11 protein-coding genes are annotated in these 12,291 nt (G+C 62.7%); 4 read left to right on the top strand and 7 right to left on the bottom strand.

From position 1 onward, the window contains the following. Window positions 1-152 precede the first annotated feature (152 nt). Together AC1MLZ_RS05250 and AC1MLZ_RS05255 are read right to left on the bottom strand one after the other, a co-directional pair. Window positions 153-587 (bottom strand): acyltransferase, encoded by a 435-nt coding sequence (locus AC1MLZ_RS05250; RefSeq protein WP_151991834.1) that lies wholly within the window; start codon window positions 585-587, stop codon window positions 153-155. A 72-nt stretch (window positions 588-659) separates the two neighbouring features. After that, window positions 660-3,545 (bottom strand): TonB-dependent receptor plug domain-containing protein, encoded by a 2,886-nt coding sequence (locus AC1MLZ_RS05255; protein ID WP_480960725.1) that lies wholly within the window; start codon window positions 3,543-3,545, stop codon window positions 660-662. Between the two features lie 171 nt (window positions 3,546-3,716). On the opposite strand from AC1MLZ_RS05255, the gene AC1MLZ_RS05260 reads away from it, so the two are divergent. The 3 genes from AC1MLZ_RS05260 to AC1MLZ_RS05270 are packed head-to-tail and all read left to right on the top strand — an operon-like array spanning window position 3,717 to window position 6,714. After that, entirely contained in the window at window positions 3,717-4,994 is a 1,278-nt protein-coding gene (locus AC1MLZ_RS05260; protein ID WP_480960726.1) for an extracellular solute-binding protein, read from the top strand. Next, window positions 4,991-5,872 (top strand): carbohydrate ABC transporter permease, encoded by an 882-nt coding sequence (locus tag AC1MLZ_RS05265; RefSeq protein WP_151991831.1) that lies wholly within the window; start codon window positions 4,991-4,993, stop codon window positions 5,870-5,872. Before AC1MLZ_RS05260 ends, AC1MLZ_RS05265 begins: the two co-directional genes overlap by 4 nt. After that, window positions 5,863-6,714: a carbohydrate ABC transporter permease gene (locus AC1MLZ_RS05270; protein WP_480960727.1), complete on the top strand. Its 852-nt coding sequence runs from the start codon at window positions 5,863-5,865 to the stop codon at window positions 6,712-6,714. The genes AC1MLZ_RS05265 and AC1MLZ_RS05270 overlap by 10 nt, the downstream gene beginning before the upstream one ends. Here AC1MLZ_RS05270 and AC1MLZ_RS05275 read toward each other — a convergent pair. Further along, complete coding sequence (locus tag AC1MLZ_RS05275) at window positions 6,675-7,784, bottom strand: ABC transporter ATP-binding protein (RefSeq protein WP_321170173.1); 1,110 nt, start codon at window positions 7,782-7,784, stop codon at window positions 6,675-6,677. The genes AC1MLZ_RS05270 and AC1MLZ_RS05275 overlap by 40 nt on opposite strands. 220 nt (window positions 7,785-8,004) lie before the next feature. Between AC1MLZ_RS05275 and AC1MLZ_RS05280 the strand changes: the two genes are divergently transcribed. Continuing rightward, window positions 8,005-8,373: a phage integrase N-terminal SAM-like domain-containing protein gene (locus tag AC1MLZ_RS05280; protein WP_234422796.1), complete on the top strand. Its 369-nt coding sequence runs from the start codon at window positions 8,005-8,007 to the stop codon at window positions 8,371-8,373. Between the two features lie 772 nt (window positions 8,374-9,145). On the opposite strand, the gene AC1MLZ_RS05285 is transcribed toward AC1MLZ_RS05280, so the two are convergent. The 4 genes from AC1MLZ_RS05285 to rnk form a co-directional block, all read right to left on the bottom strand. Next, window positions 9,146-9,553 (bottom strand): META domain-containing protein, encoded by a 408-nt coding sequence (locus AC1MLZ_RS05285; RefSeq protein ID WP_199860994.1) that lies wholly within the window; start codon window positions 9,551-9,553, stop codon window positions 9,146-9,148. A gap of 101 nt (window positions 9,554-9,654) precedes the next feature. Next, window positions 9,655-10,503 (bottom strand): uroporphyrinogen-III synthase, encoded by an 849-nt coding sequence (locus tag AC1MLZ_RS05290; protein ID WP_151991828.1) that lies wholly within the window; start codon window positions 10,501-10,503, stop codon window positions 9,655-9,657. Between the two features lie 2 nt (window positions 10,504-10,505). Continuing rightward, window positions 10,506-10,802, bottom strand: a complete 297-nt coding sequence (locus tag AC1MLZ_RS05295; RefSeq protein ID WP_056409540.1) for a hypothetical protein — start codon at window positions 10,800-10,802, stop codon at window positions 10,506-10,508. Window positions 10,803-10,806: 4 nt separating this feature from the next. Further along, window positions 10,807-11,223, bottom strand: coding sequence for a nucleoside diphosphate kinase regulator (gene rnk / locus AC1MLZ_RS05300; RefSeq protein ID WP_151991827.1), 417 nt, complete (start codon window positions 11,221-11,223; stop codon window positions 10,807-10,809). Window positions 11,224-12,291: the final 1,068 nt, after the last annotated feature.

Raw genomic sequence — 12,291 nt, forward strand, 5'->3', positions numbered from 1 at the left:
CCAAAAACGGCCCCTCAGGGCCCCATAGCCTCGCCCCAACTCCGGCCGTCCGTTCATTTGGCGATACGCCATTTTTTTCGGCGCCTCGTACGAGAGCTTCGATCAGAAGGAACGTAGAGAGGTGGTCTTGACGACGCGATCGTGATTAGCCGTCACTCGAACTCAAGGTCTTTGATACGCACGGCATATGGTGGACAGTAAAGTCCATGTGCTTCGGTAGATTTCGCAACCACCGAACCGGCGTTGATGACGCACCCCTCTCGCACGATAACGCCTGGGTAGATGGTAACGTTGGCGCCTACCCAGCAACCGCGCTCGATCAGGACAGGTCTGAGGCGATCGCCGTCCACGCCCCGCCGCCAGACCGAGCGAGTGATGTGATGGGTCAGCGAGATGATCGTGCACCGGTAGCTGATCCGCACCGCCTCGCCGATCTCGACGCCACCGCCGGCATCGATCAGTCCTTCCGGGCCGACGAACGCACCCTTGCGCAGCGTCAGGCGATGCGGATCGATAACCGTGCAGCTCGGATCGATAAAGGCCCCTTCCTCTATCGTGATGAGGTGCAGCATGTCTTTTGTCAGCACGGGCGTCTTTTCTCAGTTCTACAATCCGCCGTCCGTCGTCGAGGCGTCCCTCGCGGTCAACTCGCTACCGCCTCAGTACCTGACCTTCGCCCCCGCGTAAAAATACCGACCGACAGGCGAGATCGGCACGTTGGTCTCGAAGCCGATGTCGGGCTTCTGATCGACGAGGTTGTTGACCCCGCCATAGAATGAGAACCGCGCGTCGACCGCAACCTCCGCCTGCACGTCGTGCTGCCACAGCTCCTTGTACCGGAAATAGCGCGGATCGACGAGGCTTGGGTTCGCATCGGTATCGACCTTCGCGAACCGGCGGACGCCGTCCTGCCAGCGCAGGTTGTAGCTCAGCGTCAGCGCCCCCGCGGTCCAGCTCGACGAGAAGGTGAGGGTATATTTTGGACGGAACGGCTGATCGACATTGTCCTCGGTGATGGCGCCCGGCGTGGCGACCTGTTCGAGCTTGCCGAGATAGCCGCCGACCAGCCGGATATCGAACGCGCCTGCTCGCGCCGTCCGGAAACGATAGGCAATGTTGAGTTCGGCACCGGCGGTGCGGAACGCCGCGACGTTCTGCGGCTGGACGACATAGCCGTTGATGAACCCGGTGCCGCGCTCGCGGCTGATCGCGTTGCAATAGGCGTTGTCGAGCGTCGGCTGATCGACGCACAGCGACGCGATCGTGTTCGCATCGGGCGTATTGATCGCGTCGCGCAGACGGATGTCGTACCAGTCGAGCCCGATCGACAACCCGGAGATCGGCCGCACCACAACGCCCGCTGTCCAGGTGCGGGCGACTTCGGCGCGCAGGTCCGGATTGCCCTGCTGCGTGCCGGGGATGAAGATCGTCGCGTTCGGGTTGTTCTGCGCGGTGAAGGTGGTGGGATTGCCCCCGGCGCCGGTGATCAGCGTCTGGCAGTTCGCGGTGCGGAACTGCGTCCCGAGCGTGCGGTTGCCGATGTAGCAGGGATCGGAGAAGAAGTTGCTGCTGCCGGTCTGCGGACGGAATATCTCACCGATGTTGGGCGCGCGGACCGAGCGGCCGTAGGAGCCGCGGAAGCTGATCTCGCGGATCGGCGCGTAGATGCCGTTGAACTGGTACGCACGGGTCGAGCCGACCGTCGAATAATCCGAATAGCGTCCCGCGGCACCGACCGAGAGCAGGCTGGCGAACGGTACGTCTTTCAGGATCGGCGCGTTCAATTCGCCGAATGCTTCCCAGACATCGAAATGGCCGCTCGACGGGGTCGGCAGGATGTATTCGTCATACTGGTAGAACAGATTGTCGGTGATCGCCTGCGCCGGACGGAAGCTGCTCGCCTCGCGGCGATATTCGCCACCGACCGCGAACGCGACCGGGCCGCCGGGCAGCGCAAAGAACTGCCCGAAGTCACCGTTCAGCGAGGCGTTGGCGACATGCTGCGTGAGCCGTGCATCACTCGCCGGGTTGCTCAGGAAATACCCGAACGAGGCCGGACCCACAGTGTTGCCGCCGAACGTGTTGACGGGAATGCAGCCGGCCGCGCGGGCGTCGGCGGAGCGGCACACGATCGTTCCGCCCGGCCCGCGCACCGCATCGAGCGCGTTCAGGAAGCGAACGTTGAGGCGGTCGTTGAGCTTCGTCGCGCGGACATTGGTCTGGCCATAGGTATAGGACACGTCGTAGCTGGCATGCTCCGAGATCCGGCCGGTGACGTCGACGACGCCGCGATAGGTGCGCCGGCGGTCTTCCTCGCCACGCCGCGGGATGTCGAAGTTGTTGCGGTTGACGTCGACCGAGCCGAGCCCGGCTGCGGTCGCCGCTGCGAGGATGCTTGGCGGGATGTACGGATTGTCGAGCGCGACTGTCGCGGGATAATTGCCGCCATAACCACCAAAGCTGGTCACGGTCGACTGGACGAACTTGCCCTCCAGGCTGACCTTGAACGCGTCCGACGCGTCGTAATGCGTCAGCGCGTTGACCGCGTGGCGGCGGGTACGCGGGAAGATATCGCCGATATAGCCCGCGACGGGCGTATCGTCACCGCCGATCGAATACCCGTCATTCTGCAGGAACCGGCCGGGCGTGTAGAGCGCGCCGTCGCCGCGGAAAACCTGGTCGCCGATATACACGATGCCCTGGTTCGAACTGTACGGGTAGCGCAGGTCGCCGACCGGTCCGACCTTGTAGCTGCCAGGGCGCGTCGGGTCGTAATTGTCGAGGTTGACGAAATACTGGCGGTCGCCCTGTGCGAGATACCGACGATCGTCGTTCGCGAGCGGCTGGTCGGCGTTATACTCGTAGGCGAGCGTTAGATTGCCACGGCCGTCGGCGAAGTTGCGGCCCGCGATCAGCGAGGCGAAGCGGTTGGCGGCGTCGCCCTGCTCAGAGATGCCAAACTGGCTGCGGGCCGCGACGCCATCGAAATCGCGCTTCAGCACGAAGTTGACGACGCCCGAGACGCCGTCCGCGCCGTACACAGCCGACGCCGCGCCTGTGAGCACATCGACGCGCTCGATCAAATCAGTGGGGATCGCATTGATGTCCACAGCAGCGGTGTCGGGCTGGCCGGCGACATGGCGGCGGCCGTTGACGAGCACCAGCGTCCGGTTGGGGCCAAGCCCGCGCAAATCGAGCAGGTTGAGCCCGACCTGCCCGAAGCTGCCGTCGGCTTGCGCGTTGCCCGCCGTCCGCGTGCTGTCGCGCGAATTAGTGAGCGCCGGCACGCGCTGGAGAAAGGTCGTGACGTTGGTGTTGCCCGACTGCTGGAGGTCGGCCGCGCTGAACGAGACGATCGGGTTGGGCGCCGCGTAATCGGGGCGGGCGATGCGCGAACCGGTCACGACGATCTCACCTGCTGCTTCGGGGGCCGGGGCCGGGTCCGCAAGCGCATCGGTGGCCGGTGAAGCGACCTGTGCCTGTACCGACGTTGCGGCAAGCAGCGCGACGCCACACAGCAGATGACGGCGGCAAAGGATACGCATGACTTCTCTCCCTGTTCGCCGGCATTGGCCCCCGCCAGCGTCGCCTCCGGCTTAAGCGCATCGGCCGCCGCGGGGCAAGCATGACGCCCATGCAATCCCCGCCAAGGCATTAACCTAACGCAGTATTTCGCTGGGTATCGCCTCCCGCAGGGGGTGGCGTGGAAGGCCGCGATGCGCCACGATCCGGCGATGGGGGCACAGCCGCACGACTGGACTCGACGAAGCGCGCTCGGGCTTCTGCCGACGCTCGGCCTCGCGGCTTGTGCCCGATCGCGCGCACCCGAACCGCTGAAATTCTGGGCGATGAGCTACGAGGGCGATTATTCGCCGATGCTGATGCCCGCCTTCACCGCCGCGACCGGGATCCCGGTCGACGTACAATCGCTGCCCGCGACCGCAGCGCACGAAAAGCTGCTGACCGCGCAGGCCGGCGGCGCGATGCCCGACGTGCTGATGCTGTATACCGGCTGGGTCCAGGAATTCGCGACGATCGCGGCGATCGCCCCCGTCCCGTCGCCGGCCATGGTCGCCGATCTGTTCCCCGGGGTGCTCGACGCGACCCGGGTCGGCGGGCGCGACTTCGCGGTCCCGTGGTCGGTCGCGCCGCAGGTCCAGTTCTACCGCCGCGATATCCTCGCCAGAGCCGGCTATCCGGAACCTGCCGGGGACTGGGATGGCTGGCTCCGCATGGGTCATGCCATCAAGCGCCAACGGCCGGACGACTTCGTGTTCATGCTTCTGCTCAACTGGCCCGACATGCTCATCACGATGCTCGGCCAGACCGGCGCGACGATGCTGCGCGACCATGATACGCGCGGCAATTTCCAGACGCCGGAGGCCGGTGCCGCGTTCACCTATTACGCGCGTATATTCGCCGAAGGGCTCGCGCCAAAAGCGCTCTCGACCGAGATCCAGGATCCGGTCGCGGCGTTCGCGCAAGGCTATTTCGCGATCTGGCCGACCGGGCCGACGACGATGCTCGACCTCCATCGACGCGCCGCGGAGATCCCGGCCGAGCGCTGGGCGACGGCGCGGCTCGCGGGTCCGCACGACGTCGGCGCAGTGTCGGGGCTGAGCACCAGTCTGTGCGTCTCCGCGTCGACGCCGCGCCCGGCCGAAGCCTGGGCCCTGGTCCGCCACCTCAGTTCACCGGCGAGCGAACTCCGCTACCAGACCATGATCGGCAATCTCCCCGCCCGGCTGAGTGCGTGGACGTCGCCGCAACTCGGCGCGCCGATACTCGCGCCGTTCAAGGCACAGATGCGCTTCCCCGCCACCGCACCGAAGGTGATCGAATGGGAGCGGATCAAGCTCGAGATCCAGTTCGCCGCCGAACGCGTCGTTCGAAACGTCCAGACGATTCCGCAGGCGCTCGCCGGGCTCGACACGCGCGTCGACCAGTTGCTCGCCAAGCGCCGCGCGCTGGTCGAGGCGGGCACGCTGGCATGACCCGCCAGGAACGGGCCGCCTGGCTCTTCTCCGCACCGGTCCTCGCGATCATCGCGTTGGTCTTCGTCCTGCCGACCGCACTGGCGATGGCGTTGTCGGTCACCGATTACTCGATCTACGCGCTCGCCGACTGGGCGAACCTGCGCTTCGTCGGGCTCGGCAATTTCATCGACCTGTTCTCGACGCCGCTGTTCTGGCGCGCGATCGGCAATACCGCGCTGTTCGCCCTGCTCGGCGTGCCGATGGCGATCGGTGCGTCGCTCGCCGTCGCGCTGCTGCTCAACGACGCGACGGTGCGGTGGAAGCCGCTGTGGCGCGTGCTGCTGTTCGCGCCCTACGTCACCAGCATCGTCGCGACCGCGGTGGTATGGCGCTTCCTGTTCAACGAACGCTCGGGGCTGATCAACCGCGCACTGGCGACGGTTGGGGCAGCGCCGGTCGACTGGCTGGGCAACCCGCACACCTCGATTCCCGCGATCCTCATCTTCGTCACGTGGAAGATCTTCGGCTACAACATGATAGTCTTCACCGCCGCGCTGTCCGCAGTGCCGCAGGACCTGATGGAAGCCGCGCGGCTTGACGGCGCCGATCGCTGGGGCCGCTTCCGCCACGTCACCCTCCCTGCGATCGGCCCGACGTTACTGCTCGCCGCGGTGATGAGCGTCGCGGGCTTCCTCCAGATCTTTGCCGAGCCCTATGTCATGACGCTCGGCGGGCCTGCGCAGAGCACGACGACGATCCTGTATTTCATGTTCGACGAGGGCTTCAAATGGTGGAACCTCGGTCAGGCCAGCGCGGTCGCGTTCGTCCTGTTCCTGATGATCCTCGCGCTGACGATGGTGCAGACGCGGATCGGGAGGCGCTACGAATGGCTCTGATAAAACCGCGTGCGTTCCTCGCCAATGCGGCGGTGGTGCTGCTGACCGCGCTGACGATCGCGCCACTGCTCTACATGGTGATCGTCTCGTTCATGCCGCGCGGCGAGTCGAGCAACCTCCCCACGCCGCTCTGGCCATCGCGCTGGTCGCTGGAGAATTACCACGAGCTGCTCGTCCGGCGGCTGATCGATGACGCGTGGTTCGACTACCGGATCGTCCCCGCACTGTTCAACAGCGTCGCCATCGCCACGATCTCGACGCTGCTCGGCCTGCTGCTCACGGTCCCCGCGGGCTATGCGTTCGCTAAACTCCGCTTCCGCGGACGAGAACGGCTACTGAAGATCCTGATCGCATCGCTGGTCGTACCGGGCCAGGTTGCGATGCTGCCGCTGTTCCTGATCTTCAAGCGGCTCGGGCTCGTCAACAGCTATGCCGGCGTGATCCTGCCAAGCCTCGCAGGCATCTTCGCGATCCTGTTCGTGCGGCAGGCGACGCTGGCGATCCCCGACGAGATGATCGACGCGGCGCGGATCGACGGCGCGAGCGAGGCGCGGATCTTCGTCACGATCGTCCTTCCGCTGCTCACCCCGATCGTCGTCACGCTGGCGCTATTCATGTTCCTAGGCTCGTGGAACGACTTCCTCTGGCCGCTGATTGTGCTGGCCGACCAGCATCTCTACACGCTGCCGGTCGCGGTCGCAGCGATCGCGAGCGAGCATTCCGCGGACGGCGAACTGATGATGGCCGCGGCGGTCGTCACGACGATGCCCGTGTTGCTGCTATTCCTCGCGATGCAGCGTTACTATTTGACCGGGCTACTGGGCGGCAGCGTGAAGGGATAGGCGTGGCCATCTGCGCCGAACACATGCGCGTCGTCGGGGGCAACGCTGACCCGCAGGACTTCGCCAAGCGTGATCGAGCGGTCCCCCGGCAATTGCGCGACGATCGTATCCGCCGCGCCGCGCGCGCCAAGATGCGCGAACGACAACGGCCCGAGCCGCTCGAATAGCTCGACCGCGCCAACGAACGGCCCCGCGTCGTCGACATGCAGATGTTCGGGGCGAACGCCGAGCGTGACCGGCGAACCTACCGCATCCGCCGGGACGATCGCGCCGGTCCTTACCGTCTCGCCGCCTGCCAGCCTTACCGACGTCCCGTCAGCATCGACCGACGCGATGGTCGCCGGCAGCAGGTTCATCCCGGGCGAGCCGATCGCCGCGGCGACCGCCAGGCTCGCCGGTCGCCGATACACGTCGATGGGCGGCCCGACCTGCTCGACACGGCCCTCGCTCATCACGACGATGCGGTTGGCGAGCGTCATCGCCTCGAGTTGATCATGCGTCACGTAGATCATCGTAGCGCCAAGCTGTTGATGCAGCCGCGCAAACTCATGCCGCATCCGCGCGCGCAGATTGGCGTCGAGGTTCGACAATGGCTCGTCGAGCAACAGCACTTTCGGCCGCCGCACTACTGCACGGGCGATCGATACCCGCTGACGCTGCCCACCCGACAAGGCCCGCGGCCTCCGGTCGAGCAGATCCGACAGATCGAGCATCGCCGCGACCTCCGCGACCCGCTCGGCAATCTCGCGCTTGGCGACTTTTGCGACCTTCAACGGGAACGCGATGTTCTCCGCGACTGTGAGATGCGGGTACAGCGCGTAGGACTGGAACACCATCGCCAGCCCGCGATCCGACGGCGCCGCATCGGTCACGTCGCGTCCGCCGATCTTCACCCTACCGGTACTTGGCACCTCAAGCCCGGCGATCATCCGCAACAGTGTCGACTTGCCGCAACCCGACGGTCCGACGAGGACGATGAACTCGCCTTCCTCGATCGTCAGGTCGGTCGGCAGGAGCACTGTGGTGTCGCCGAAGCTCTTGGAAAGTCCGCTGATTTTGACGCTCGCCACCGCATGTCCTTTACTTATCACACGTTGGGTAGCGGCTGACACGACAGCGGGCAAAGCCATGGTGCCTTGCAACCAAGCCGCTACGCGCTGACGAGGACCCACAGCACGAAGCCGCTGCGCGGCAGTGGTGGTGGCGGTTGAGGTAGCGCAGCGGCGCTGAGGTTTGGTTCTGCGGCAGCGGCGGGAGACGATGGAGTTCCTTCAACGAGAGGAACTCTCCATGGCGACTCTACCCACCGAACAGTCCGTTACGCCGCTGCGCCAGCCGATGCTCGACGACATGGCGATGCGCTCAATGCGGTCGCGTACCCAGCACGACTATGTCCGCCACGTTCGCGCCTTCGCGGCGTTCCTGCGACGCTCGCCGGAGACCGCGACTGCCGAGGACGTACGGCGCGACAATCATGTCAGCTTTCCACTGACAGCCGAGTGTCGAGGGACGCCCCCCTGGGGTGACAGCGCCCACCTGCTTGTGGCTGATCTGAACCGCGCCACGATAGCGCACATCCACTGGGCCGCTTTGGTGATCTATCCGCGTCGCGTGATTCACCGTGGCTGTGGATACGATTGCCGAGAGGCCGAGGGCTAATCCTGCTGCCATTATGGACGTCATCGTTCTCTCCTAGCGGCGTCCCGGCCGATGCTGGCCGGTGACGAGAATGTTGTACCGTATCATCACTTATAACAACCGAACTGGCCCTTTGTTGCCTTGCCATAAGAGCGGTGTGCGGTTTTTGGGGCAGCAGATTCAGTATCAGGCCGCAGAGATCGAACAGAATTAGTAATCGCTCTATTTTATAGACGTAAAAACGCAGTATAGTAATACTGGTATACCAATAAATACTATCATCAGAGCTAGGTTGGCATTCATTAGATGGTTAGTGATTTTTTCACTTTTGGTTGTTTCCTGTTTGAATACTTCATCTGTATAAACCTCCTCCAGTTCCAGTTTAAACTTATTGGAAAAGAAGCTTTCGGGTCTTGCCCGTAAAAATACAGTCGTTGGCCTGCCTTCGGTAGTTTTTGCGTAATTTGAAAGGTTCCGATTATCCGGATTTGACGTATCGTCTGACATGGTGCGATTTCCGCTTACTCGAGATCGCGGACGCGCTTCGCGCGTCAGCGGGATCAAAATCGAATAAAGCCCGAACTCAAGCGGCAAATGTCCGCGAGCTCGGGCTAGCGGCGTGCGGCGAGTTGGCCGGCGTGGTCCATGAACCGCTGGTGTGTCTCAAGCAGAGGCATCCAGCGAGCATCGCGATACGCCGGCCCAATGTCAAATCGGCGTGGCAGCCGATCGTTTATTCGACCGGAAGAATCGCTTGGTAGGAGATAGGGTCAGGCCTTCTCTCGAAGAGAGGTCAGCGCCGTGCTACGAGCTTGTCGCCCGACGTGGTTGTCAGAACAAGCGCGCCCGTGTGATCGATGCTGTAGCTGGACACCTTACCGAGAAGATCGACCAGCTTGCGCTCCTGGTCCATCAGCGCGGGCGGGCACGCCATCATCGTCGTACCGGCAGGGCTGATCGTCAGCTTGCTTCCGTCGACCGTATAGCTGGCGATCAGGCGGTTGCAGGTCGCATTACCCGACAGTCTGCCGTCTGGACCGAACAGCAGCGTCGCTGGCAAATTGTCGATGACGCCCGCGCCCCTGATATTTTCAACCCGCCATTCGCCCTCCTGAAGTGTAGAGACGGAGGCTGCGCCCGTAGGTGATGCCCCCGTGCCGTTGGTAGCGCAGGCGGCAAGCATCATCAGGGCCGTTGTCATGGCAATGGTTATCGAAGAACGGAGCATGGCGAAGCTTTCGTTAGGGGGCCAGCACGCTGACCACAGGGTGTCGGACTGGTTTGCCAAGTGGATAAGACAGCTCAGGCGGCGGTGGGGTCCGGGTCATCGTCATCCGGCCGCCAGATGTCGGGCGCATTATCGTTCCGCGCCGTCAGGCGCTGAGATGACGGCCGGGATTGAAGCGCGGACATCAGCATCGCGGCATTGAGCTGGCGCACCCGTGAAGGTCGTTTGTGTTTTGCTGGCGAGGCTTGCGCGATCATGTCGAGGAGAGATCTTTCGGATGGCCGGGCGGCCGTATGCACGGTGACGTGGGGTAAGTCGCTGCACGCGTGCGCTGCCTGCTCCGATATGCACCACAGCGAGCCGCGCCAGTGGGCACGGCACAGCAGCGGGACGATGCGCTCCGCACTGCTGCGGGAATGCAGGACGATCGCGCTTACCCGATCCAATGCTTTTCTCACAGGCGCCAGCGCATCATCTTGAATCGAGACGGACTTGTAGACGGCCTGACGCTCGACGCAGCAGCCTTGGGCTAGCAGACGATCGGCGGCTATCGCAGAGGTGCTGTCGCCGCACAGAAGCAGGACGCGCGCCTGGCGCGGAAGCACATGGCCGACGAGTTCAGACAGCATCGCGTCGTCACCGCCCGTGCTGGTGACGTTTACGTAGCCAGCCAAGGAGGCCGCCTTCGCGACCGGGCCAGAGGCGGCGAAAACCGGAACCGACAAAAGTTGATCATGGCGTGCGAAATGGCGCACCGCATGGACACTGGTAAATACGATCGCATCTGGCGGCGATGTGATTGGTGGTTGGTAGCGTGGCACCGTCCTCAGGATCGGAACCATGAGTGGCATCTGTCCCAACGCGCGCAGTTCGCGCGCCGTGCGCAGGTTGTCGGGGGCTGATCGGGTGATCCAGACGGACATGGCTATGCCTGCCCCGCCATGTTTTCATCGCCACCATTCCGGGTCGCGATCCTGACAGCGGGCGCGCAGTCGCAACGCTCCAGATCGTGGGCAAGCAGCTCACCCGTCGCGATCACTTCAAAGGTCCGGTTGTCGATGTAGCGCACAGGCTCGCCGTTGAGCAGCGTCGTCCAGACCGAACCGTGATGTTGTCGCGCTCCTGCTTCCCCTTGCGAAGTGAAGAGATGGCGGTGCTCAACCACGAACAAAGGCGTGCCGTCATCCCCGGTGCAGCGGTGACGGGCCAGTTCCTCGATCATGGCCTCAACCCTCTCCGGGCGGCGTCACGCTTACGATGCGCAACAGCCGGTCACGGCCGTCGCGATCCGGCCAGCGGATCGAATACCCGGCTGTCATGCCAATCAGGCCGGCACCAATCGGAGTTAGTATCGAAACGCGTCCCGCAGCTATGTCCGCATCGCGAGGATAGACGAGTTGAACGGTGCGGCGCGCGCCAGTGCCTTCATCGATGAAGTCGATCCGTGAGTTCATAACCACCGTCTGCTCCGGCAGTTCACCTGGCTGGCATAGTTCGGCACGACAAAGCTCGGCCAAGAGCATTGCCGAGGAATGCGGGTGCCTGTGTTCAGCACTCATCGCCAGTTCCGAGAGCGCGTCGCACTCGCCAGCAGTAAGATAGATGGCCGGACGATTATCCGCCGGAAGGGCATGGTGTTTCATTGTAGCTTTCCGCCATTCGATACCGGAGGCGCACATGGCGCGACCGTCAGGATCAGATCGAACAAGGCCCGAACTTAGGCGGCAATGCCGTCCAAAGCCCGGGTTACAGGCGTGCGGCGAGTTGCCCGGCGTGGTGGCGGAACCGCCTGTATGTCGCGGGGGCGTACATCATTCAAAGGCGATGCCAGTAACAGGTTACGTCGACCCTTTGACTGCTGCCCCCCGTCTCAGTCGTCATTTCCGGGAATGCCTGCGCTTACCGAGCACAGACACGGACCCGTGCACGTAGGGTAGTATCCGGATCCACTCAGGCAAAGTAACCGCGTCATTTCCCGTCCGTTTTCCAGAATATGGTATGAAGCCACTTTAGCAGGAGCGTCGCTGACAAAATAGCAATCCAAGGAATTAAAGGGCCTGTTTGTTCCGATGAGCCTACCTGAGCGATCCAAATCGCTACGATCAATGCAACCATTGTGGTGGCTGTTAACAATATCTTACCCGCCCTCGCTTCAACTAGCCATAGTAAATCATAAAGCAGAGCTATGGCTATAAGCAGTAATATACTGATAAAGATAACTATTAGAAATATTCTACTTTACTTAAATACAAATAATTAGCATTTGACAAGCAAATATGATTAATGACGAAATAGATATTTCCTGCGAGACTGGTTATATTTTTCAAAACCATTTAAGAATTAGTCTGTGAGTAATTATTCAGATTCTATAAATCGATATCATCATTGGAAATCTCACAGTATTTCGTTGTACGAACGCAAGTGGCCGTGATCTTTTCTACAGCAGTTCAGTGATCTTCGAGTGCGCCTAGCGCTGCTACGGCCGGCAGAAAGCCGGTACCCCGGCGCATCCTCTCCCCAACGACAGCCCTACTAAGCTTGTCGGCCAACCGTAGCGCCTCAGAGTAGCGGGAGCCGAGGACCTTCAGTAGCTAATTCTATCGGAGACTCGGGAAGCGCTCAAACCACTTGCACGATTGTATCGCGGTGCGATATATTGGCAACAGGATGCATGGAGGTTAAGCGCCAGCCGAAAACCTCGGTAACGGTGA

The sequence above is a fragment of the Sphingomonas sp. PEI4 genome (assembly GCF_056679955.1).

Coding starts and splice junctions, on each gene's coding strand:
- AC1MLZ_RS05295 (WP_056409540.1), bottom strand. CDS start 10,802: ATGATCGAGGAACTGGCCCGTCACCGCTGCACCGGGGATGACGGCACG.
- AC1MLZ_RS05280 (WP_234422796.1), top strand. CDS start 8,005: ATGGCGACTCTACCCACCGAACAGTCCGTTACGCCGCTGCGCCAGCCG.
- AC1MLZ_RS05285 (WP_199860994.1), bottom strand. CDS start 9,553: ATGACAACGGCCCTGATGATGCTTGCCGCCTGCGCTACCAACGGCACG.
- AC1MLZ_RS05265 (WP_151991831.1), top strand. CDS start 4,991: ATGACCCGCCAGGAACGGGCCGCCTGGCTCTTCTCCGCACCGGTCCTC.
- AC1MLZ_RS05290 (WP_151991828.1), bottom strand. CDS start 10,503: ATGTCCGTCTGGATCACCCGATCAGCCCCCGACAACCTGCGCACGGCG.
- AC1MLZ_RS05255 (WP_480960725.1), bottom strand. CDS start 3,545: ATGCGTATCCTTTGCCGCCGTCATCTGCTGTGTGGCGTCGCGCTGCTT.
- AC1MLZ_RS05260 (WP_480960726.1), top strand. CDS start 3,717: ATGCGCCACGATCCGGCGATGGGGGCACAGCCGCACGACTGGACTCGA.
- AC1MLZ_RS05270 (WP_480960727.1), top strand. CDS start 5,863: ATGGCTCTGATAAAACCGCGTGCGTTCCTCGCCAATGCGGCGGTGGTG.
- rnk (WP_151991827.1), bottom strand. CDS start 11,223: ATGAAACACCATGCCCTTCCGGCGGATAATCGTCCGGCCATCTATCTT.